This window comes from Pseudofrankia coriaricola (genome assembly GCF_032027725.1).
GTDB lineage: Bacteria > Actinomycetota > Actinomycetes > Frankiales > Frankiaceae > Pseudofrankia.
Genome location: NZ_JASNFO010000127.1, coordinates 1 through 21197, shown reverse-complemented (window position 1 = coordinate 21197; position 21197 = coordinate 1). Strand labels below are relative to the sequence as shown.

The 21197-nt window shown below is 66.9% G+C and carries 20 protein-coding genes; 9 read left to right on the top strand and 11 right to left on the bottom strand.

The annotated features are described in order from the left end of the window. Positions 1 to 46: 46 nt before the first annotated feature. The gene (locus tag QOZ89_RS43155) at positions 47 to 1486 is read right to left on the bottom strand and encodes a tyrosine-type recombinase/integrase (RefSeq protein ID WP_312629981.1); all 1440 of its coding nucleotides are present in this window, start codon (positions 1484 to 1486) and stop codon (positions 47 to 49) included. Between the two features lie 63 nt (positions 1487 to 1549). Between QOZ89_RS43155 and QOZ89_RS47985 the strand changes: the two genes are divergently transcribed. Then, on the top strand, positions 1550 to 1855 hold the full coding sequence (locus tag QOZ89_RS47985; protein WP_397428953.1) for an HNH endonuclease: 306 nt from the start codon (positions 1550 to 1552) through the stop codon (positions 1853 to 1855). Positions 1856 to 1963: 108 nt separating this feature from the next. Next, a complete protein-coding gene (locus QOZ89_RS43150) occupies positions 1964 to 3187 on the top strand; it encodes an IS4 family transposase (RefSeq protein ID WP_312629979.1) in 1224 nt (407 codons plus the stop codon). A gap of 500 nt (positions 3188 to 3687) precedes the next feature. On the opposite strand, the gene QOZ89_RS43145 is transcribed toward QOZ89_RS43150, so the two are convergent. From QOZ89_RS43145 to QOZ89_RS43130, 4 genes are all read right to left on the bottom strand, one after another. Then, a complete protein-coding gene (locus QOZ89_RS43145) occupies positions 3688 to 4509 on the bottom strand; it encodes an ISAs1 family transposase (RefSeq protein ID WP_312629977.1) in 822 nt (273 codons plus the stop codon). Positions 4510 to 4759: 250 nt separating this feature from the next. Further along, the gene (locus QOZ89_RS43140; RefSeq protein WP_312629975.1) at positions 4760 to 5176 is read right to left on the bottom strand and encodes an SDR family NAD(P)-dependent oxidoreductase; all 417 of its coding nucleotides are present in this window, start codon (positions 5174 to 5176) and stop codon (positions 4760 to 4762) included. 43 nt (positions 5177 to 5219) lie between these two features. After that, positions 5220 to 6821, bottom strand: coding sequence for a fatty acyl-CoA synthetase (locus tag QOZ89_RS43135; protein ID WP_071049225.1), 1602 nt, complete (start codon positions 6819 to 6821; stop codon positions 5220 to 5222). 707 nt (positions 6822 to 7528) lie between these two features. Beyond that, complete coding sequence (locus tag QOZ89_RS43130) at positions 7529 to 8794, bottom strand: IS110 family RNA-guided transposase (protein WP_071049224.1); 1266 nt, start codon at positions 8792 to 8794, stop codon at positions 7529 to 7531. Between the two features lie 437 nt (positions 8795 to 9231). On the opposite strand from QOZ89_RS43130, the gene QOZ89_RS43125 reads away from it, so the two are divergent. From QOZ89_RS43125 to QOZ89_RS43100, 6 genes are all read left to right on the top strand, one after another. Continuing rightward, the gene (locus QOZ89_RS43125; RefSeq protein ID WP_071049223.1) at positions 9232 to 9930 is read left to right on the top strand and encodes a GntR family transcriptional regulator; all 699 of its coding nucleotides are present in this window, start codon (positions 9232 to 9234) and stop codon (positions 9928 to 9930) included. Positions 9931 to 10819: 889 nt separating this feature from the next. After that, positions 10820 to 12049, top strand: a complete 1230-nt coding sequence (locus tag QOZ89_RS43120) for a CaiB/BaiF CoA transferase family protein (RefSeq protein ID WP_071049222.1) — start codon at positions 10820 to 10822, stop codon at positions 12047 to 12049. Then, on the top strand, positions 12046 to 13176 hold the full coding sequence (locus QOZ89_RS43115) for an acyl-CoA dehydrogenase family protein (protein ID WP_071049221.1): 1131 nt from the start codon (positions 12046 to 12048) through the stop codon (positions 13174 to 13176). Before QOZ89_RS43120 ends, QOZ89_RS43115 begins: the two co-directional genes overlap by 4 nt. Continuing rightward, positions 13173 to 14264 (top strand): acyl-CoA dehydrogenase family protein, encoded by a 1092-nt coding sequence (locus tag QOZ89_RS43110; protein ID WP_312629965.1) that lies wholly within the window; start codon positions 13173 to 13175, stop codon positions 14262 to 14264. Before QOZ89_RS43115 ends, QOZ89_RS43110 begins: the two co-directional genes overlap by 4 nt. Then, the gene (locus QOZ89_RS43105; protein ID WP_312629963.1) at positions 14261 to 14566 is read left to right on the top strand and encodes a 2Fe-2S iron-sulfur cluster-binding protein; all 306 of its coding nucleotides are present in this window, start codon (positions 14261 to 14263) and stop codon (positions 14564 to 14566) included. Before QOZ89_RS43110 ends, QOZ89_RS43105 begins: the two co-directional genes overlap by 4 nt. A gap of 158 nt (positions 14567 to 14724) precedes the next feature. Next, complete coding sequence (locus QOZ89_RS43100; RefSeq protein ID WP_241841770.1) at positions 14725 to 15507, top strand: enoyl-CoA hydratase/isomerase family protein; 783 nt, start codon at positions 14725 to 14727, stop codon at positions 15505 to 15507. Between the two features lie 86 nt (positions 15508 to 15593). On the opposite strand, the gene QOZ89_RS43095 is transcribed toward QOZ89_RS43100, so the two are convergent. Then, the gene (locus tag QOZ89_RS43095) at positions 15594 to 16016 is read right to left on the bottom strand and encodes a hypothetical protein (protein ID WP_312629961.1); all 423 of its coding nucleotides are present in this window, start codon (positions 16014 to 16016) and stop codon (positions 15594 to 15596) included. A gap of 86 nt (positions 16017 to 16102) precedes the next feature. Between QOZ89_RS43095 and QOZ89_RS43090 the strand changes: the two genes are divergently transcribed. Then, positions 16103 to 17299 carry an ABC transporter substrate-binding protein gene (locus QOZ89_RS43090; RefSeq protein ID WP_312629959.1) on the top strand — a complete coding sequence of 399 codons (1197 nt, stop codon included), beginning with the start codon at positions 16103 to 16105 and terminating at the stop codon, positions 17297 to 17299. Between the two features lie 609 nt (positions 17300 to 17908). On the opposite strand, the gene QOZ89_RS48505 is transcribed toward QOZ89_RS43090, so the two are convergent. From QOZ89_RS48505 to QOZ89_RS43065, 5 genes are all read right to left on the bottom strand, one after another. Next, positions 17909 to 18334: an enoyl-CoA hydratase-related protein gene (locus tag QOZ89_RS48505; protein WP_312629957.1), complete on the bottom strand. Its 426-nt coding sequence runs from the start codon at positions 18332 to 18334 to the stop codon at positions 17909 to 17911. Continuing rightward, a complete protein-coding gene (locus QOZ89_RS43080) occupies positions 18324 to 18722 on the bottom strand; it encodes a recombinase family protein (RefSeq protein ID WP_071049215.1) in 399 nt (132 codons plus the stop codon). Before QOZ89_RS43080 ends, QOZ89_RS48505 begins: the two co-directional genes overlap by 11 nt. Positions 18723 to 18813: 91 nt before the next feature. Then, entirely contained in the window at positions 18814 to 19170 is a 357-nt protein-coding gene (locus QOZ89_RS43075) for a DUF6788 family protein (protein ID WP_071049214.1), read from the bottom strand. Positions 19171 to 19190: 20 nt separating this feature from the next. Beyond that, complete coding sequence (locus tag QOZ89_RS43070; RefSeq protein ID WP_312629954.1) at positions 19191 to 19502, bottom strand: DUF5372 family protein; 312 nt, start codon at positions 19500 to 19502, stop codon at positions 19191 to 19193. A 938-nt stretch (positions 19503 to 20440) separates the two neighbouring features. Further along, a partial coding sequence (locus QOZ89_RS43065) for an IS66 family transposase (RefSeq protein ID WP_312629952.1) occupies positions 20441 to 21197 on the bottom strand: 757 nt, incomplete at its 5' end.

Here is a 21197-nt window from a genome sequence, read left to right as displayed (position 1 = left end):
CGCCGAACCCGCCGGGCGGCGTTAACCGCAACGGGCTCTCCAGTGGTTATGCCGTGGGTTGCGTGGTAGGTCGTCCGGCGTGGATGGCTTCGTGGCATGGCCGGCAGGTGACGAGTGTCTTGCGCCGTCGCATGGCCATGAGCCGGACCCACGTCGGCTTCTCGCGTCGTCCTGGTTTGTCGAGGTCCGCGAGGTGGCGGATGTGGTGGACTTCCACCTGGTCCGTTGACCCGCATATCTCGCACGCGCCCGCGAGGAGCCGGTGAATCAGCTCGTTTCCGCGGGTTGTAGCCAGGACGGGCTTGTGATCTTCGAGGGTTGCCGTGGGCTGGCGGTGTAGCGGTATGCCGCCGAATCGTGCGACCAGTGGTTTCCTTCCGTCGCTGCGCGGGACGGTGACCTGCCTCAACGTCGTCGCCAGCGTGTGACGCAACGAGTGCATGCCGTGCCGGCGCTGTTCGCTCACCGGCACGTGCGCGATCCGGGCGTACTTGACCAGGATCTGGTGGAGGTGGTCCTGGTCGGAGAACGAGCCGATCGGGGCGGTGTGCCGGATGAACACCTCCGGGGCGTCGCAGGCCGGCCGACCGTGCCGGATGTAGTCGATCACCGCCCAGCCGGCGTCCTTGAGCAGCGGGAGCTCGATGCGCTGGCCGGTCTTGGCCTGGACCACGGTGAGCCGGTTGGCCCGCCAGTCAATGTCGGCGAACCGCAGCCGTTTGACGTCGATGCTGCGCAGCCCGAGCGCGGCGATCAGCAGGATCATCGCGTAGTCGCGTTTCCCACACGGGTTGCCCCGGTCGATCGCGGCCAGGATCCGGGCGACCTCGCCGGGAGCCCACACCGCCGGGACCCTGGCCTGCCTGCTCGAGCGCACCGACGGGACCACATCGAGGATGGCAGGCTCGACGAGGCCGCCGGCGGACGCGAACCGCAGGAACGAGCGCACCGCGCACATCTTCTGCTCGACGGTCTTGTACTGGTAGCCCGCCAGCGTCGCGACGAACGCGTCGAGAACCCGGGCATCCAGACGCGGCAACCCGCCCCGGGTGCCCACGAACGCGACGAACTCCCCGGCCAGCGTCGTATAGGTCCGCACTGTCGAAGGTGCCTGCCCCGCGGCCCGCAGCGACGCCGTGAACCGGGCAAGCACCCTGGCCTCGTCCGCGGTCAACCTGTCGACGGACCTCGTGTAGCGGCGCAGCACCGCCCCGTGCACCGCGTAGGAATCGAGCATCGACGCGACCCGGAACAGGTAGACGTCGTTCTCCTTGAGCGAGCCCGCACGCTCCTTCACGAAGAACCCACACGTCTCGTCGACCCAGCTCATCGCCACGTCCAGGGAGAACTCCACGACGCCACGGCCGGCGAAGTAGCGCTGCAGACGGCGCCAGCAACCCCGGTACCAGACCATCGTCGAGTCCTTGTAGCCCAGACGCTGCAACTCGGCGTCCAGACTCGGCACCAAATCGGATAAGACAACCATTACGCCGACCTCCGATCAGACCGGCCCGGCTCTATACCGAACCGCCGATCAAAGATCGTCGGCGTGTTATGCGCAGCGCTCAAGGGCACCGTCCCGCGCAGCGACACAAGGAAACCACTGGTCGCACGATTCGGCGGCATACCGCTACACCGCCAGCCCACGGCAACCCTCGAAGATCACAAGCCCGTCCTGGCTACAACCCGCGGAAACGAGCTGATTCACCGGCTCCTCGCGGGCGCGTGCGAGATATGCGGGTCAACGGACCAGGTGGAAGTCCACCACATCCGCCACCTCGCGGACCTCGACAAACCAGGACGACGCGAGAAGCCGACGTGGGTCCGGCTCATGGCCCAATGCCGTGAAGCTTAAGTCGATCTTGGATTGCTGATCTTCCGCTGTTCCTGGCCGGTGGGTTGGTACGGCGTGGCGGCGTGGCATCTGTGCTGGTGGGTGGTTTGGTCACGGTTCGTGGCTTCGATGGTGTCCCCGGACCAGGTGTCGGTCGGGGTGCTGGTGACGGCGGTCCCGCGCGACGCGGTGGACGAGGCGGTCGCGGTCTGTGGGGTCGGCGAGCGGCGCAGGGGCGGGAAGCTCCCGCCGCACGTGACGTCGTATCTGACGTTGGGGATGTGCCTGTTCCCGGACGACGACTACGCCGAGGTCGCGGCGAAGGTCACCGGGTCGCTGGACCGGTTCGGCTGCTGGGACGCGGCGTGGGCGCCGCCGAGTGCGAGCGGGATCACCCAGGCGTGTAAGCGGCTGGGCCGGGCGGTGATGGCCGAGGTGTTCGAGCGGGTCGCGGGCCCGGTCGCGACGCTGTCCACGCGGGGGGCGTGGCTGCGGGGCCGGTTGCTGCTCGCGGTCGACGGGTTCGAGGTCGACGTGCCCGACACCGCGGAGAACGCCGCCGAGTTCGGCTACGCCGGGTCGGGTGAGAAGCGGTCGGCCTTTCCGAAGATCCGGGTCGTCGCGTTGGCGGAGTGCGGCACGCACGCGTTTAGGGCCGCCGAGGTCGGCGGGTGGACGACCAGCGAGAAGGCCCTGGCCCGCCGGCTGCTGATGAGGCTTCGGCGGGACGAGGTGCTGACCGCCGACCGGGGGTTCTACTCGTTCGACAACTGGGGACTGGCGGCCGGCACCGGCGGCGACCTGATCTGGCGGGCCCCGACCGGGCTGGGACTGCCGGTCGTGGAGGTCCTGTCCGACGGCACGTTCCTGACCGTGCTGATCAACCCGGAGGTCACGGGCAGCCGGCGGCGGTCCGCGCTGCTCACCGCCGCGAAGGCCGGCGCCGACCTCGACCCGGACGAGGCCCACCTGGCCCGGGTCGTCGAGTACGACATCCCCGACCGGGCCGGCAACGGGACCGGCGAACTGGTCGTCGTGCTGACCACGATCCTCGACCCACGTGACGCCCGGGCCGACGAGATCGCCGCCGGCTACAACGAGCGCTGGGAGGAGGAGACCGCGAACGACCAGCTCAAGACCCATCTCCGCGGCCCCGGCAGGGTGCTGCGCTCCCGGCTCCCGGACCTGGCCGTCCAGGAGATGTGGGCCTGGCTGACCGTCCAGTACGCGCTCACCGCCCTGATCGCCCAGGCAGCCGAGGCCGCCGACGTCGACCCCGACCGGGTCGGCTTCGCCCGAACCCTGCGCCTCGTCCGCCGTTCCGCCACCGGGACGGCGGACATTCCCCCCTGACGACTGGCACACCCAGCTACCCCGGTTCCACGCCGAGATCACCCGCACGCTCAACCCGCCACGGCGCCACCGCACCTGCCCCCGCGCCATCAAACGCCCCCGCCACAACAGCTACCGCGTCAAGAAACCCGGCGAACCCGCCTCGACCCGCCATCCAGGCCCGCCAACGATCCGGCTCCACCCGCTCGCCCCACGCGCAGCATGACCACATCCCGGAAAGATCAAACTAAGCTTCACGGCATTGGCTCATGGCCATGCGACGGCGCAAGACACTCGTCACCTGCCGGCCATGCCACGAAGCCATCCACGCCGGACGACCTACCACGCAACCCACGGCATAACCACTGGAGAGCCCGTTGCGGTTAACGCCGCCCGGAGGGTTCGGCGGGGGCCGACGGAAAAGGACCCAACCAGGGCACCTCGCCGGCGGCCTACCCGACTCGGAGAGCGGCCTGGGGAAACGGACCGGGAGCAATTCCGGCACCGCGCCCCGGCCCGACTCAACAGTGCAGCCGGTTCTCCACCAACCAGCGGTCGCGGGCGAACACGGCGAGCAGGGTCGGGCTGGCCTGATGTGTCGGCAGGCTGGTGACCAGGTAGACGACCTCGGTCTCGGCCGGCCCGCCGGCGAGCGGCTGGCGGCGGCGGGTGGCCTGGACCGCCTGCACGGCGTGCGGGAAGCGCAGCCCGGCGCGGACCTCGCTGGCCTTCACGGTGGGCCGCTCGAGGCGGCCGTGGCCGCGCTCGACGGTGCGCGCGGTGGTCTTCACCCGGCGCCAGGGCAGGGCCGCGAGCTGGGAACACAGCGTGGGCTGGTTGGCCTTGACCGTGAGCACGTAGTGCGCCCCGTGGCTGACCAGCCAGCGCGCGGTCTCCTTCTGGGTGTGCAGCGCATCCGCGGTGATGACCACGTCGGTCAGGTCGAGGTCGGCGAGCAGGACGGGCAGCGCCGGGATCTCGTTCGACGTCGCGTCCACCGCGACCTGGCCGAGCACGACGCCGGTGACGTGGTCGAGTGCGGCGAGCAGGTGCCGACCCGGGACATCGCCCGTGCCGGAACCGCGCAGGGTCTTGCCGTCGACCTCGACCCGCCGCCGCGTCCCGGCCGGCGGGGTGGTCGCGGCGGCGGCCCACGCTCCCAGCGCCGTGTCCAGCGCGTCGGCGTCCAGCGCGGCGAACACCCGGCGAAACGTCGACTCGTCGGGCACCCGGACGATGCCGAGCAGGTCAGCGACCGTCTGACCAACGTCGGCGGACCATTCGCCGATCGCGGTGAACGACCGCGCGCCGGCGAGCACCGCACAGGTCGCCAGGGTCAGCACGACGGCCAGGCTGTGTCGCCTGCCTCGGGGTTTCCGCGGGTCCGGGAGCGGGCCGCAGGCTCGACGCCGACGGCGGCCGGTGGTGGCCGCCGGTGACGGCGGCAGCCAGCTGATCGAGAGCAGGGGCAGGCGGTGATACTGGTGCGGCGGGCATGGCACCTCGGGTCGATCATCATGGCGTAGGAACCTCCATGATCTCCAGGTGTCGTGCCCGCGCCCACGAAGCCCCCGGCTGCACGACAGCCTCTCGCTACACAGCCCCACCAGAAACCCCAGGCAGCACCGACCACCTGCACATCAGCAAACTTGCCGGGGCCCTGCGCTTCGGGGTGAGCTGGCCGATGCCGTGCAGATCGATCGCCGATGCGTTGTTCACCACGATATCGAGTGAACCGAACCGGCCGACGGTCTGTGCGACAGCCCGATCGACGGTGTCCCAGTCCCGGATGTCACCGACGATGGGCAGCACCTGCGCGCCGGCTGCCTCAATCGCCTCGGCCGCGGAGTGGATCGTGCCCGGGAGACGGGGGTCCGGCAGGTCGGTCTTTGCGATCAGGGCGACGTTCGCGCCCTCCCGCGCGGCCTGAATGGCGATCGCCAAGCCAATTCCGCGGCTTCCCCCTGACATCAGAAGCGTGTGACCAGCCAGCGCGACGTCATTTATCATATAGGATGCCTTCCCCTCGTCCCTGAGCCCTCGGCGGGCACATTCATCGTCCGCCGGCGGTTGGCACGTGGGAGTACGTGTTACGCAGCTCTCGTTTGAGGATCTTGCCGCTGGGATTCTTTGGCAACTGATCCACGATGAAGACGTGCTTTGGGGTTTTGTAGCCGGCGAGTCGTACACGCGCGAACGATATAAGGTCATCTGGTTTGCTGGCTTCTCCGTCGCGCAGGACGACGCACGCCGCGACCGCTTCAATCCACTGCGGGTCGGGCACTCCGAAGACGGCGACTTCGGCGACGGCCGGGTGCTGGAAGAGGCATTCCTCCACCTCCTTGCTGGCGACGTTCTCGCCCCCGGTTTTGATCATGTCCTTCTTTCGGTCGACGACGGTGAGGAATCCGTCGGCGTCCGTGACGCCGAGGTCGCCCGAGTGGAACCAGCCGTTGCGGAACGCCGCTGCGGTCTTCTCTGGATCGTTCCAGTATCCCAGCATCGCCTGGGGGCTGCGATGGACGATTTCACCGACCACTCCAGGGCTTACCTCGCGGTCGTCGAGGTCCACTACTCGGGTCTCGACGTTCAGGGTGGCGACTCCGGCGGAGCCGGCTCGGGCGACTTGATCGCGGGGTTTCAGGATGGTGGCGACGGGTGCCATCTCGGTCTGGCCGTAGAAGTTCCACAGATCCACGTCGGGAAGTCGGTCGCCGATCTCGCGCAGCACTTCGACCGGCATGATCGATGCGCCGTAGTAGCCCTTTCGTAGGGACGAGAGGTCGTGCCGCTCGAACGCCTCGGATCGCATGATCGAGATCCACACGGTTGGTGGACCGAAGAATTTCGTCGCTCGCTCGCGTTCGATCGCGGCGCAGATCATCTCCGGGTCGGGGCGCGGGAGGATCACGCTGGTCGCGCCCACATAGACATCGGGCGTCAAGAAGCAGTGGAGCTGGGCGCAGTGGTAGAATGGCAATGAGTGCACCTCGACGTCGTCAGCGGTCATATCGCCGTCGACGATGCAGCTTACGTACTGTGCGATGAGGGATCGGCTCGTCAGCGTGACACCCTTGGGACGTGACTCCGTGCCGCTGGTGTACATGAGCTGGATGGGATCGTCGTCGGCGACGTCGACGTCGGGCGCCCGGTCATCACCCGGCGCCGCGAGGGAGACGACGTCGTCCCACCCGTCCGGCGGTGCCCCGGACGCGCCGCTGCTAATCCAGCCGCGTAGACGCGGCGGTTGATCGCCTTTGGCCGACTTCCATGCGGACTGCATCGTATGGGCAAGTGACTCCTCGACGAGGTAACCAACCGGGTTCGCGTGGTTGATGATGTAGCCGAGCTCGTCGACGTTCAACATGAAGTTCGCGGGCACTGAGATCGCGCCGAGTCGCGCGAGGGCGAAATAGAATACGACGAAGTCCCTGGAGTTGTGCGCGAACATCATCACGCGATCGCCCTTGCCGACACCTCGCTCGTGAATGGTGTTGGCGACTCGCGTCACGATTTGATCGAGCTCGGCGAAGGTGTCGACGCGGTCCCCCCAGACCAGCGCGCGGTGGTCCGGCCGGCGCGCCGCGGTCCGGTGAAGGAGGTCAGCGATTCCTTGATGCCGGGCGGTGGTGACGAGATGGTCGTGAGGTTGCATAGCAGTCCTTCAAAGTCTGTGAGGTGTCCGGAGTCGATCTCGGTCTGCGGCGGCTCAGCCGGCGAGTGGCCTCGGCAAGCGCTTGGCGGCGCGGCTGCCTGATCGGCTCTCCACTCCTAGCTCGCTCGCGAGCCGCCGCCGGGGTGTCGCTCGATCGGCGTTCGTGGCGAATCGGAGGTCCGCGGCCGCATCCCGCCTCGGCCGATCGGCGCGCTCGATCGCTCTACCCGACGACGTCGCCTCCGAGGCCGCCGAGCAGGTGCGCCACGAGCGGCCCGGCGACGGCACGCGACAGGTCGTGGACCCAAACCGGCGCGAGCGGAAGGGTAAGGGTGTCATCGCGGTGGGTCCGGCCGCCACACGTCCTCCTCACAGACTCGACTTTCGCGATCAGGAACGATAGTGTACGGCTTGAGCATCGGCAACGGTCCGCCGCGGAATCGAACGTGCGAATGAAGGAGCTGAAGTGGACACGCTGCTCGAAGCACGCCCCTCGCCGGGGGATCTACTGCAGCTTCACCATGAGCAGCCCGACAGGGTGCGCCGCGGTCGCCAGGGCGCGCCTTGCCGATCAGGCTGTGCCGCACATCGGCTCGTGGTTCGAGCAAGGGTCTTTCCCGCGTGAGCACGTTGCGGACTTCGGCGCCTTGGGCCTGGCGGGCATGTACCTGCGCGGTTGTGGGTGCGCCAGCATGAGTTGCGTTGTGTCAAGCCACCGTTTGTTGATCTTGTCCGGTGACCGTCTTCTGATCTTGTTTGAGGAGGGTTTGGAGGGCGCCGTGGGAACCGGGGTCGTAGGGCACGTTGTCGTGCCAGCACCGCCAGATGATGTTGACCCATGCTCGGGCGAGGATCCGGACGGCGTGGGGGTGGTTGTGGCCTCGGGCGCGGGCGCGTTGGTAGAGGTCGGCGGCCCAGGGGTTGGCGCGGCGGGAGTCGCCGGCGAAGTCGCAGAGGGCGTCGCGGAGCTGTTTGTCGGCGCCCCAGCGGAACGTGACGGCTTTGACTTTGCCGGACTGGCGGGTGGAGGGGGCGACGCCGGCGAGGCAGGCGAGGGACTCGGGTGTGGGGAACCGGCCGCCGGCGTCGCCGATCTCGGCGAGCAGGTGGGCGGCACGGGCCTTTCCGGAGCGGGGCAGGCTGGTGAACACCGGTCCGTCGGGGTGGAGCTCGAGTTGTTCGGCGATCCGTCCGGCGAGGGCCTCGATCTGGGTGGTCAGGGCGCGCGGGGTCGTGACGTAGGCGAGGGTGACGGCGGCGTCGAGGGGGTCGTGGTCGCCGGTGTCGCCGTCGGGAGCGCTGGTGAGGCGGGAGTGGAGGGTCGCGGGGGTGGTGCGTCCGCTGTAGCCGGCCGACCGCAGCCAGGCGGTGAGGCGTTTCACCGACAGCCAGCGGGCTTGGGTCTGGGTGGTGAACCGTTCGAGGAGCCGCAGGCTGATGTCGGAATCGATGTCGGCGAACAGGCCGGTCGCGCCGGGAAACACGATCAGCAGGTGGGCGCGGAGCTGGTTGGCGACCGCGACGCGGTGGGCGACGAGGTCGCGGCGGGCGCGGACGCTGCGGCGCAGCGCGGTTGTCTGGCCGGTGTCGCGGACGAGGGGGCGCAGCCGGCGCCGGTCGGTGCGCACGACGTCGGCCAGGACGTAGGCGTCGAACCGGTCGTCCTTGTTCCCGGCCGAGCCGTACCGCGGGCGCAGGTTGCGCAGCTGGCCGGGCGGGATCACGAACACCGTCAGCTCGGCCTGGCGCAGCGCTTCCACGACGGGGCCGTCGGGGCGTTCGATCCCGACCTCGCCCACGCCGCGCTTGAGCAGCCGTCTGACCATGTCCCGCAGTCCGGCGGCGTCGTGTCGGACCGCGAGCCGGTCGAGGACCTCGCCGTCGGCGTCGACGACCGCGACGGCGTGGTCGTCTTTGGCCCAGTCCACCCCGGCGCACAGCCGCGCGCCGGCCGGGATCTGGTCGATACTCATCTGTGCCTCCTCGCTGTTGCACCAGTGGGAAGACACCCGGTGGTCCCGGGACACCGCAGCCGGTCGCTCACTGATCGGCGCTCTCTGGCGCGCAGCCCTGTAGCCAGTCGGGGTGTCCTGGGCCACCGGGCCTCGCGGAACTCATGCCGGACCTTCACGGTCGAGCGAGCAGGGCGATGGCCAGATGGGGACCAGGGGCGTGCCCGAACCCTCTCAGCTACCGGTTCGGACACCCGGATGGTGGACCAGTGAGCGCCCGCGCGTACAGCATGGCGTGCCGTGAGCTCGATGCCTGCCGTGAGCTCGTGGCCGCCAACAGCGCACTTCGCCGACATGACCGTGGTGTGGCCGTAGCCGACGCGGCCATGCGGACGCGGTGACGCCAGCGGCCGCAGCCATTCTTCCGGTCGCCAAACAAGACCTAGAAAGGGCTGCAGATGGCTCGAACCGCCGATGCGAGAACTCGAAACGAGGCGCTGTACCTCGATATTCGCGCACAGTTGCTTCGTGGTGACTTGAGTCCCGGTCAGCGCATACGAACCGAGGATCTATGTGTCGCCTTTGGCGTGAGTGTCAGTGTTGTTCGCGAGGTTTTGACGCGGTTCACGGCTCAGCGGCTGGTCATGTCCGAGCCGAACAAGGGTTTCCGCGTCACCCCGATCACGGTCGAGGCTATTAACGACCTTTGCCTCCTACGATCCGAGCTGGAGGGGCTGGCGGTTCGGCTCGCGGTTGAGCGCGGCGACGTCGATTGGGAGGCATCCGTCATCGCCGCGCATCATCGTCTCGCGAACGCCCCCCGGCCCTCGATTGCGGCGGACCCGCAAGCGAACGAGCGGTGGTCGATCTTGCATTCCGAGTTCCATGCCGTCTGTGCCTCGGGTTGCGGCTCACCTCGACTGTGCGCGATTCGGCAGGATCTGTTCGATGAGGCCGAGATCTTCCGCCAGTACGCCAGGCTTTACGGCGGTGAGCGCGCCACCACGCAGGAGCATGCCGCGATCACTGGTGCGATCATGCGGCGCGACGCTGCCCTCGCCGAGGAGCTCGTGCGAGCCCACGTCGAGCGGACCGCCAGGGCGACCCTTGACGCGTGGAATCGTCCCAACCGCGAGAACGCACCGGCGAATAGCTGATCAATGGTGTTCACACCATCGATGTCTACGGATTCAGTGCTTCCGATCTTGCCTGAGCCCTCCGAAGGAGGCCCCACCCAGCCCGTCGCAGCGTGTGCGACGGCCCCCCGCCGCCGACCGAGTTCGTTTGACCAGCCGTAGTCGTGAGCCATCCGCGCCGCCGTGCGCCTTCGCCATCGACCGGGTCGTCCACCACATGTTGCCGTCGGCGGAGTTCCCTCCAACGTCTTCGCGATCACCTGCTCGACCCGCGCGTCGCTGACCGTGCGCGGCCGACCCAGCCGCGGCTCGCCAGTCAACCCAGCACTCGGACCAGGCATCACCCCAGCAGACGATCAACCTAGGAGACTGAAACTCGGAACACTAGCCCTCTGGTGAAGCAGGCCGACCGACTTCCATTGACTCGTATCTTCTCTTGACAATCGAATCTGGCGAACGCCATGCTTGAGGCAAGTCACGGGGCAGTCAGGGGAGGCTACATGTGGAGCGTCGGCTACCATGAACGGCCCGCTCAGGAGTTCAGTGTCTCACGCGGTCTACGGACAGTGGCTCGGAGTGCTAAAAGTCGATGCGATCACCAGGTGCGGATCGAGCGATCTAACGGATTAGACGCGGCGGCAATCGGATCTCTCGACGGGAAGGATACGAATCCGACTTGTTTATATCCTCGCTGGCAGCATAGCTCGTTCGCGGTGGTCCGTCGGACTAAGGAGGCGCCGCGGGATAGCCTGTGCGACAAGCTATCGATCGCCTCTCGGCCGTCGCCGCTCTTTATGCCCCGCCACGCTAGAAATCCGGCGGCGGGTCATAACCGCTATCTGATCTCGGCTGATGCGTCACTATTCCCGATAACCTTCTCCCCGACACACAGTCTTTAAGGGTTGCGCTGGTGGGACTCGAAGCCACGTCGCGCGGGCCGTTGAGCGATATCAGGGTGCTCGACCTGAGTCGTGTCATTATGGGGCCGTTCGCGACCCAAATTCTGGCGGATCAGGGCGCGGATGTCATTGTCGCCGAGAGTGACAGTCAGCAGATAAACCGGGTAATGGGTGCTGGGACGCATCAGGAATTGTCCGGCATCACATTGAACCTGCTCCGCAACAAGCGATCAGTACGGCTGGACCTGACTACGGCCCGCGGTCAGCGATCAGTGCGGGCTCTCGTCCGAACGTGCGATGTGGTCGTGGCCACGATGCGGCCGTTCGCCTTGGAGGCACTCGGGGTCGATTATGAATCGCTCCGGAAGATGAAGCCTGACCTGGTGTATTGCCAAGCCCAAGGGTTCCCGCTTGGATCGGGGCACGAGAACGAGCCTGCCTATGACGACATCATCCAGGCGGCGGTTGGTGTAGCCGACATCATGGAGCGAGTCTGGGGTGAACCCGCATTGATTCCGACCATATTCGCGGATAAGGTGTGCGGACTGGTCATCGCCCAAGCAGTCACGGCCGCACTGTTTTATCGGCAACGCACCGGCGAGGGACAGCACGTCGAGGTCGCGATGAATGAAGCGATGACTGCTTTCATGCTGACAGAGCATGGTGACGGGGGGATGGTCGTGCCGCCAGTCAGCGTTGCTGGTGAGCGCGCCACCGGGTACAAGCGGGTATTGTCGAAGGAAAGACGACCCCACCCGACCAAGGATGGCTACGTCCACCTCTTGCCGTACCAACCCAGTCACTACGCCGAGTTGTTCGGTGATGCGGGATGGCCGAACGCGGACAATGACCCTCGATATGCCGACCGGCGAGCGACCCTCGTCAACTCGGATTCCCTTTACCGAGATGTTCGTCGTTTAGCTCCGACCCGGACAACAGCCGAGTGGCTGGACTACTGCCGTGAGCACGGCATACCAGTAACCCGGGTGTCGACGCTGGAGGATCTGATCGGCGACCTGCCGATAGCGGAACATCCTGCGGCCGGGCGCTATCGGCTGACCCCCCAGCTAGCGAAGTTCGCCGCTACCCCGGGTAGTATTCACCGCCCCGCTCCCCTGATAGGGCAGCATACTGAGGAGCTTCTCGCCGAGCTTGGCATCGACCCGTCCGTGGACGCTCTGCGACCGAGGCAAACGGCCGAGGGCGTTTATCCTGGTGAACGGCGAGATGGAGCCCAATGAAGCTCGAGGCTACCCAACTGACTGATAGCGAACTCGCGTTGGGGGAGGAGGTAAGTGCCTGGCTTGCCCAGCGTCTGCCCCCCGGGAGCTATCGCCCAGGCCTGGGCATGGGTGGTGACACGGACCGCCAGTTCTCCCGAGATCTCGGATCCCAGGGATGGCTCGGTATGACCTTGCCCGTCGAGTACGGCGGAGGGGGACGATCCGCCGTGGATAGGTTCATCGTCGTCGAGGAACTCTTGGCGGTCGGTGCCCCGGTCGGATTTCACTGGGTGTCCGACCGGCAGTCCGGGCCGAACATCGCTAAAAACGGAACGGAGGAGCAGAAGCGCTACTTTCTGCCGCGGATCGCGAGAGGCGAGTTATCGTTCGCAATTGGAATGAGCGAGCCGGACGCAGGATCCGATCTGGCGGGGCTTAGGACACGCGCGGTCAGGTCCGGCGACGCGTGGAGGGTCAACGGAACGAAAATCTGGACGAGCGGAGCGGCCGAGGCGGACTACATCCTTGCCTTGCTCCGTACGTCGGACGACCGCCGGGGAGGGCTGACGCAGTTCCTTGTAGATCGCAATAGCGAGGGATTGACCGTCTCACCCATCGATTTCATAGATGGGACCCGGGACTTTTGCGAGCTCAGCTTTGACGATGTCCTGATCCCGGACTCGAGACGTCTCGGCGAGGTCGGGGGTGGCTGGAGTCAGAACACTGCCGAGCTGGTCTTGGAGCGGGGGGGCGTAGATCGCTGGATGTCGCTCATCCCAGTGTTGGAGCGGTGGGCGAAGACCGAATGGGGAGCCGTACCGGGGTGGTTCGAGGCCGACCTCGGTCACATAACAGCGCGCTGCTGGGCGTTCCGATCCATGTCCTTGTCGCTCGCTCGCATGGTCGACGCGGGCCTGACGCCGATCGTCGAGGCAGCGTTGATCAAGGAGATGGCAACCCGCTTCGAGCAGGAGTGTGTAGAGATCGTGAGGCGCCATTTCGGCCGGCTCCCGGCGCTAGGGTCCGAGGACCAGTACGAGTCGCTTCTTGCTCGGGCCATCCTGACGTCCCCGTCTTGGTCGATACGCGGCGGGACCAACGAAGTACTTCGCAACATCGTCGGCCGGGAGCTGATGAAGCCATGAGTTTGCAGGACAGCGACGTCTCGATAGCCTCGTTCATGGAGAAGTTCTTCGCCGAGACATGCCCCCAAGAAGTGGTGGGTTGGGCGGAATCCCACGGGCTCGACATCGGGCTTTGGAGCCAGGTGGACGAGCTGGGCCTGACGCTGATTAGCATCGACGAGGCGGACCGCGGATCTGGTGGCTCGCTTACCCACCTTGTCACTATGTTGCAGGCTGCGGGACGGAATGCAGCTCCGCTGCCGTTGGCCGACACACATCTAGCGGCTTGGCTGCTAGTGCAATCCGGACAGAACGTTCCAGCCGGTCCCGCGACGGTGGTTCCCGGAACCCCCCGCGACACGCTCGAGTACGTCGACGGTCGCCTGCGAGGTGCCGCCTACGCGGTCCCGTGGGCTCGCGATGCCGACACGGTCGTGTTCGTCGTACCCGCAGAATCAGGACGACTCCGTATCGCCCGTGCCAAGCGAACATCATTACAGATCGTGCCCGGAACTGACTTAGCCGGAATGTCGTGCGACACCGTCAGCGCCGATGACCTCGAAGTGGATGCATCCTGGTGGCCCGGTGACCCCGACGCGCCGGCGGCACGCGGGGCACTTCTGCGGGCCGCGCTAATGGCTGGCGCACTGTCGGCGATATTTGAGATGACGACGAAATACTGCCGCGTGCGGGTGCAGTTCGGCCGAACCATCGGATCCAATCAGTCCGTGCAGCAGCACCTCGTAAACCTGGCCCAGGCTGCCGCGACGTCCGCTGCGGCCGTAGACCAAGCAGCAATGGCCGCAGGAACCCAGGGCGAGATCTTCGCCAGCTTCGCAGCTAAGGTGGTTGCAGGCCGCGAAGCATCGCTGGGCGCGCGGGCGGCACACCAGGCGCATGGCGCCATCGGCTTGACGAAGGAATACCGCCTGCAGCAGCTGACCCGCCGACTGCACACCTGGCGGATGGAGTATGGAACCGAGGAGGCACTAGCACAACGGATCGGCGCCTCCGTCGTCCAGCACCGTTCGCTCATGACGTTCGTCGGCAGGCGGCAGGGCACTACGGAGTTCAGTACGCCAACCTCTGGAATGAGGGGACGGGTGTGACGGCTTCGGACTTGAGAGCGGGAGGCAGGACCGTCGACCTCAGCGTCGAGCTTGACGGCGAGACCTACGAGTTCGCCTGGCCCGCCGACCAGAAGCTGCTGAACTTCCTCCTCGACCAGGGACTCGACCCGCCGTACTCGTGCCGCGAAGGCATCTGCAGCGCCTGCGAGTTCAAGCTTGTCGACGGCGAGGTGGAGATGGAGAACAACGCCGTCTTCGAGCAGGATGATATCGACGAGGGCTGGCGCCTGGCCTGCCAGTCCCGGCCGACTACCGATGCCGTGAAGATCATTTACGAGTGAGCGGCACTGCGGTCATGCCGGCTATGGTGGGCAGTCCGGTGTCAGGGTCTAATCAGCGCCGCGGGAGCTGAGGAGCTGTTCCTCGGCGCCGAGCGCGATCCCGTCAGTACGGTTCGGCTGCCTTTGGCGTTTGCCGCCTGGAGTGAGGAGGGTTTGGTGTGGTAACCGCAAATTTCGGTGAGGTGTATGTGATCGTCGGCGACGACCATGTCGCCGAGGTAGAGATACGTAGGCCGCCAAATAACTTCTTCGACACCAAGTTGATCCGCAGCCTGGCCGATGCCTACGAGGAGCTAGCAAGCGGCGACGTGCGAGCGATCGTGCTGTGCTCTCAGGGCAAGAATTTCTGCGCCGGCGCGGACTTCCACAACCAAAGCGAGGCCGATCCCCCTAAACAAGAGGGGGCCTCTGATCTCTACCGCGAGGCGCTGCGGCTGCTCCGGGTGGAGATTCCCGTGGTAGCGGCCGTGCAGGGCTCGGCGGTTGGTGGCGGGCTCGGTCTGGCCTGTTCGGCCGACTTCCGGGTGGCGGTACCGGAAGCCCGCTTCTCGGCCAACTTCGCCCGGCTGGGCTTTCACCCAGGTTTCGGCTTGTCTGTGACCCTTCCCGGGATAGTCGGTCAGCAGACCGCTCTGGACCTCCTCTACACCGGTCGGCGTATGGGCGGGGAGGAGGCATTCGCCAAGGGACTGGCTGACCGTCTCGTCCCACATGGTGAAGAGCGAGCGGAAGCGCATGCCTTCGCGGTCGAGATCGCCCGGTCTGCTCCGCTTGCGGTTCGCTCAATCCGCCACACTCTTCGCGGAGGGCTGGCGGACACCGTGGCCGCCATCTTGAAGAGGGAGAGTTCGGAGCAGACCAGGCTTCGCGCTACCGCTGATTTCGCTGAAGGTTCGCTCGCGATGCTGGAACGCCGGCCGCCCGTCTTTACCGCCACGTGAGACAGGTGTGTTCATCACGCCATGCCATACAACTGACGAAGGTCGGGACGGCGGCGCCCCGCGGATGCGGACTGCCGTACCAGCACTCAGCTCAGTTCGCGGTCGAGAACATTGATGCGAGCGGTCACCCGGTCGTGGTCGGGGCCGTCGGGTAGCAGCTGTCGGCATGCCTGCCAGAGCTCCAGGTCGTCTCTCCCCAATGGGCTCGCGGCCCAATTCATCAGGAGCCGAGGATCCCCCCGACGCAGTAAAGCCAGATTCATCTCCTCCCGTAGCAGCTCGCGCACATGCGCAACGCCCGGTGCTGCGGAGCCCGGCAGCAACGCACCCGCGCAGAGCTCGACGGCTGATTCGAGGTCCCCTGCTCGGAGCAGTCGCCACGCCCGCGCCACGTCGGTGTCGAGCGGGATAGTCAGGCGGTAGGGCCTGGATGCGACGATATCGGCACCGACCGGACGGCGCAGCCGCGAGAGCTCGGCTCTGATCGTGATCTGGTCTAGCGATTGCACGGGAGCCCACCACCTCGGCCCCGCAAGAGGAGATGTTGTAGATGGTCAACTCTGTCCGACCGCCTAGCCGCACGACTTGTTTGCGTATGGCGGTGTCGGGAACCCTGCTCTCGTTGTGCATTGTGGGATGCTCAAATGCGAACAATACTTCAGTCGCGGCCACCTGTAACGCTCCCGGAGTCACCCGGGAACAGGTCAAGATCGGTTTTGTCTTGTCCAACAGCGGGATGGCCGCCGGGATCCTCCAAGCGGTCCGCAGCGGTGTCGATGCTCGGCTCGGCGTGGCGAACGCGGCCGGGGGTGTCCACGGCCGCGAGATCGTCTACGGCTGGCAGGATGACGAGTCCGATCCCAGGATCAACCTGAAGGTCAGCAGCGACCTCGTGGATAACCAGAACGTCTTCGGACTCCTCGAGATGACGGGTGCGGTGGGCGGGTCGGCTGAGTACCTGAACCGGCAGGGTGTACCGGTCGTCGGGCGCGCCATAGAGCCAGTCTGGTCGGAGTACCGGAACATGTTCAGCTACGCCAACCCCGTGTCGCGGAATGCGGTCAGCACTTTCGGCACGTTCGCGAAGTCGCTCGGCGGTACCAATGCCGCACTCGTGTCCATCCACGCTATCGAGGCGTCCCGCACACTGAGCGACCAGCTAGCGCAGAGCCTGACCTCCGCGGGGATCGAGGTTGTCGCCGACCTCGACTACACCCCTGGCGCGAGTAGCCCGGAGCGGGTCGGGCAGACGATCCGGGACTCGCAGGCGGACGTGTTGTTGGTTACACTCGCACCCCAGGACGCCGCCGCTGTGCGCGTCGGCGCCGTGTCAGCCGGTTCCACGCCGAAAGTCACCCTGTTGCCTGTTGGCTACGACCAGAAGGTGCTCGACCAGTTCGGCCCGGGACTCGCGGGGACCTATGTCTTCCTGGACATGAAGCCATTCGAGATGGATACGCCCGCGCACGAGGTGTACCGGGACGCGATGGCCAGGTATGCGCCAGAGTTGCAGCCGCCGGAGCAGGACATCGCCCTCACTAGTTACATCACCACCGATCTGCTGGTACGCGGGCTGCAGGAAGCAGGGCAGTGCCTGACCCGGGACGCCTTCATCACGAACCTGCGGGCCGTCAAGGACTACGATGCCACCGGGCTGTTGGCTGCGCCCGTCGACTTGGACGCAAGCTTCGGTAAACCCAGCACCTGTTACATCTTCATGCGGATCAACCCGACGGGTAGCTCCTTCGACGTCGTCACGCCGGAACCAGTGTGCGGGAATGTCCTGCCATAAGCCAGCGGATACCCGTTGGCCACAGCATCTCGATTGGCGTCTGTGACGAGGACAGCCGCCGGGCCCACGCAAGGTGGCGGGGACGCGGTCGCGGCGTTGAGGGTGCGGGTCTCGTCGCGGCCATGGCCCCGGTCACGCCGGCGGGTAGGGAGGTGGACGAGCTCGGGACGTGCGGCGACGAACCCTCCTCGGCCCGATCCCGGTCGAAACACCGGCCGGTCACCTCGCCGGTCGCCGTGTCGAACGCGGCGAACGCGGCTCGTCGTCCCGTTGCGCCCAGGCAGTTCGGTGCGGTGCGCTTTCGGCCCGCTCGGGCGCCGTGCAGGCACTCCCCGGCTAGAACGCACTCACCGCCCTTGCCACACCGGTGGGCGCTTCTCGGTCAAAGCCCGCGCCCCTTCTGCGGCATCGGCGGATGCCGGGACCGCTGCCCCGGTTTCGTCCTGCACACGTAACAGGTCGGCGTCGACCCATCCTGCGGCCGCGCGGACCAACCGCTTCGACGCGGCAAGGGCGAGCGGGGCGTTCGTGCCGATCGACGCGGCGAGTTCGACGGCGGCGTCGAGTGCGGCCCCCGGCAGGTGTGTGCTGGAATACCAGGCCGAGCTGTTAGAGCTCTCGCGCCTCGATCCGTTCACCGGTGAGCGCGATACGCATCGCGGCCTGGTACGGCAGGGTCCGGCCGAGGAGAACCAGTCCCCCGGCGCTTGCGATGACACCCCGCTTGACCTCGGGCAGGCCGAAGGCGGCATCCGCGGCCGCCACGATGAGATCCGCCGCGAGGGCGATCTCGAACCCGCCCGCCAGGGCAAGGCCCGCCACCGCGGCGATGAGCGGCTTGTCCGGCGGGCGAGCAGCGACGCCACCGAAGCCACGCGTACCCCCGACGGGAGCGCCTTCGGTCAGAAAGGCCTTCAGATCCATGCCCGCGCAAAAGGTTCCGCCGGCCCCGGTGAGCACCGCGGCCGCAATATTGGGTGCGGTGTCCAGCCGGTCCAGCGCTGCGGCGATCCCCTCTCTCACCTCACGGTTCACGGCATTTCTTGCGTGCGGCCGATTGATCGTGACGACCAGGACCTGGCAGCCGGGCCAGCTCCGCGAGGCGCGCCAAGTCCGCGTCTGAACGGCCCAGCCGGGAGATCTCCAACCCGAAGATCGCCCCGACCTCGCCCAGACACAGCCGGGTCATCAGATGGCGATAGCCCTCCCGGCCCCGGGTCGAGGCACCCGAGACCCCCAGATCCGTGTCGATCACCTCGATGTCCGTCGGCGACCAGCCCAGCGCCACCGCCGTGTCCCGCAACGCGTACTGCCGCAGCGTCGACTCGGTGTGCTCCCGGACCTGCATCAGCGTCGACTGGCGCAGGTAGACCAGCGCCCCCCGCCGCCGATGCGATGTTGTGATCTTGTGTTCGCCGTTCACCGTTCGCTCCCAACGCGCTGGCCGTCATGTTCGCCACCACCGCCACCGCCTCGCGGTAGGCAGGTCCGGACAGAACGGCCACGGCCATCGCTCAGGTCAGCTCCCGGCGCGCGAGCAGCTCGACGTTGATCGCCGAGATCTCCGCCAGCGCCGCCTCGACCTCGACGCAGCGGTCGAGGTACCGCCGCACGACCGCGACCAGACGCGCCGGGACGTAGCGCAGCCGGCCCCGCTCGATCTGGCGCGGGCTGAAGTACGCATACGGCCCATGCCCGTCCCCGGCCGCGCAGGCGCAGCCCGGTCTGCCGCACCGGCGATGCTGCTCGACGAGCGAGCCGGCCAGCACCCGCTGCGGATCGCCGATCGCCTCGGCCAGTGCCCGTCGTCGCGCAAGAAGGTCCTCCGTGCTCGTTGTGCCCAGACCTGCCGGAATCTTGGGTGGAGTCATCACACAAGAGAATGACACGGCTACTCACCGCCATCAACGACCTTGAGGGCGCGTGTCACCGCGCCGAGCGCCGCCAGCCCGTCGACCGACAGCCGCCCCTGCTCCGCGCCTGAACCGCGGTCCGTCCACGCCGCCGGCAACGTGACCTGACCCGAACCCGGCCGAACACAGACGAACAACGTCTCACCCGCCCGCCGCTTGCTGAAAAGGACATCCAGGCGCTGACCGCTCAGCGCGTGAAACGGATGGACAACAACGAGCGAATCCGAAACGAGAGATTTCGAAGATCGACTGTCAGATTCGGCTGTATGCCGTGACCGTCGGAATGCCAAGCGGACGCCTATCCTTAGATCCCGGCTTGTCGATCTCCACCCGACGGACCGGCCGCGGCCGGTGGCTTCCGTCGGCCAGCCGCTGCCGCAGGGTCGAAAGATACTGCCCACGCTCACGTTCGAACCGGTCAATGCTGACCCGGTCCCACCGCCGGCGCCCCGGTTCACCCTCACACGGCCCCATGCCCGCTCCAGATTACGCGGATCGTAGACCTGGCCGATCAGCGAGTGTGCCTTCCGCGCCAGCATTCCATTTCCTACTACCTGGCTCGCCGGTGTGCGATCCGAGTATCCTCGGCCAAGCGCCGCCTCGGTCATTGCCTCGGCAACCATCAGTCCGGCGCTCCTACTCGCTCGCGATCGCATCCAGTCCGACCATTCCCACCGTGACCCCTTCCCCAGGTCGACGCCTTTTGGGTCGCCGCCCGGCGCCGCACCAACACGACGGTCCCAGGGTTTCTGTTGTTCCCTGGTTCAGCAGTACCACGAGTCACTCCGACTTCTCGCACGGCATCACCGGCGACTTCACCTAGCGGCTTATACGCCCAGCTACCCAGCCCCGTCGAGCGGGACCGTACGAGACCTCCCGGGGTAACGCAGAGAACTTTCCCACCGCGCCGCCCGCACACACCTTGTTGTGCCCAGGAGCCCCAAGTATTTCCTTCACCCCCATAGTGCGGGCTCGGCATCTCCTGGAACGGGCCGACCGGTTCGCCAAATTCGGCTACGGCTCGGTGTTTCGCCTCAAACCCTTCAGACCCCACCTCACGGTGAGCGCCCTGTCCTGCACCAACAGGCAGCAGGACGCGGCAACCACCGATCACCGCACACCACCTCCCATCAGTGCCCAGCGAGGAATTACCCCCGCCTTCGGCTACGGACCCGCTTGGGTGTCCATTCAGGGGTGCCGATTCCGGCACCCCGTTGTTGACGTTGGTTTAGGCGGCGAGGGCGGGTGCGGGGCTGGCCAGGCGTGGGACGGGCATCCAGGGTTTGCCGGCGAGGGTCATCCGGATGGCGTCGATGGCGCGGAGGCCGTGGTCGCGGGCGGTGACCAGGTAGGAGCGCACGCGTAGGTAGGCGGCGAGGGTCGTGGGCGTGTGCCAGTAGCCCGAGACGGCCTGGTGACGTTTCGGGAGCCTGATCGCCTGCTCTGCCGGGTTGTTGACCCAGGGGATCTTGAGGTCGGTGGTGAAGAGCCAGACCTGGTCGGCCTTCGCGGCGAGCCGGCGGGCCAGGACCAGGCCGGGGTGGTTCCTGTCGTCCTTCCAGGGCCGGGACATGTTCGCCAGTTCGCCGACGCGGACGTCACGGTCGTAGCGGGTCCGCAGCTCGTCGATCGTCTTCTGGTCGAGGCGGGTGCGCCCGTCGGCGCGGGCGGCGACGACGAGGGCGCCCGCCTCGCGGAGCAGGTCGATGAGTCGGCCGGCCCACTTCTGGGCGCCCGGCGCGAGTGCCAGCACCGCCCGCAACGACCGAATGAGGTGCGCACAGCACAACTGCACGCCGGCGAGCCCGGGGTCGTACTGGTACCAGCCGGCGTAGTCGTCGCGGGTCAGGTAGCCGTGCCAGCCGTCGAGCACCCCGGTGGCGTCGATCGCCTCCGACGAGCGTGAGCTGATCGCCGCGTACCAGACCAGCCCGGGTGTCGGGGTGCGGACCACCAGCAGGTGCGGGGTGCCGGACAGGACCGTG

Bases quoted from the DNA above. Each gene is read 5' to 3' on its own strand.
- QOZ89_RS43075 (WP_071049214.1), bottom strand. From the start codon at position 19,170: ATGACTCCACCCAAGATTCCGGCAGGTCTGGGCACAACGAGCACGGAG.
- QOZ89_RS43150 (WP_312629979.1), top strand. From the start codon at position 1,964: ATGGTGTCCCCGGACCAGGTGTCGGTCGGGGTGCTGGTGACGGCGGTC.
- QOZ89_RS43115 (WP_071049221.1), top strand. From the start codon at position 12,046: ATGAAGCTCGAGGCTACCCAACTGACTGATAGCGAACTCGCGTTGGGG.
- QOZ89_RS43155 (WP_312629981.1), bottom strand. From the start codon at position 1,486: ATGGTTGTCTTATCCGATTTGGTGCCGAGTCTGGACGCCGAGTTGCAG.
- QOZ89_RS43110 (WP_312629965.1), top strand. From the start codon at position 13,173: ATGAGTTTGCAGGACAGCGACGTCTCGATAGCCTCGTTCATGGAGAAG.
- QOZ89_RS43135 (WP_071049225.1), bottom strand. From the start codon at position 6,821: ATGCAACCTCACGACCATCTCGTCACCACCGCCCGGCATCAAGGAATC.
- QOZ89_RS43125 (WP_071049223.1), top strand. From the start codon at position 9,232: ATGGCTCGAACCGCCGATGCGAGAACTCGAAACGAGGCGCTGTACCTC.
- QOZ89_RS43090 (WP_312629959.1), top strand. From the start codon at position 16,103: ATGGCGGTGTCGGGAACCCTGCTCTCGTTGTGCATTGTGGGATGCTCA.
- QOZ89_RS43140 (WP_312629975.1), bottom strand. From the start codon at position 5,176: ATGATAAATGACGTCGCGCTGGCTGGTCACACGCTTCTGATGTCAGGG.
- QOZ89_RS43130 (WP_071049224.1), bottom strand. From the start codon at position 8,794: ATGAGTATCGACCAGATCCCGGCCGGCGCGCGGCTGTGCGCCGGGGTG.